Genomic DNA, 285 nt, shown 5'->3' with positions numbered 1-285 from the left:
TGACGATGGATCTTAGCACTCACCGTCTGACTCCCGGACATAAGTCATTGGCATTCGGAGTTTGACTGAGTTCGGTAACCCGATGAGGGCCCCTAGCCCAATCAGTGCTCTACCTCCAAAACTCTCATTCCGAGGCTAGCCCTAAAGCTATTTCGGGGAGAACCAGCTATCTCCGAGTTCGATTGGAATTTCACCGCTAGCCACACCTCATCCCCGCACTTTTCAACGTGCGTGGGTTCGGGCCTCCAGTAGGTGTTACCCTACCTTCACCCTGGACATGGCTAG

General features: G+C 53.7%; 1 rRNA gene (cut by a window edge). It reads right to left on the bottom strand.

Features of this window, described 5'->3' with window-relative positions:
* Positions 1–285 (bottom strand): 23S ribosomal RNA (locus tag ACFSO0_RS19760); its annotated part runs 543 nt beyond the window's last position; the annotation flags it as partial.

This window comes from Brevibacillus sp. GCM10020057 (assembly GCF_042683565.1).
In the GTDB taxonomy this organism is placed as follows: Bacteria; Bacillota; Bacilli; order Brevibacillales; family Brevibacillaceae; genus Brevibacillus.
This window is presented reverse-complemented; position numbering and strand designations above follow the sequence as displayed.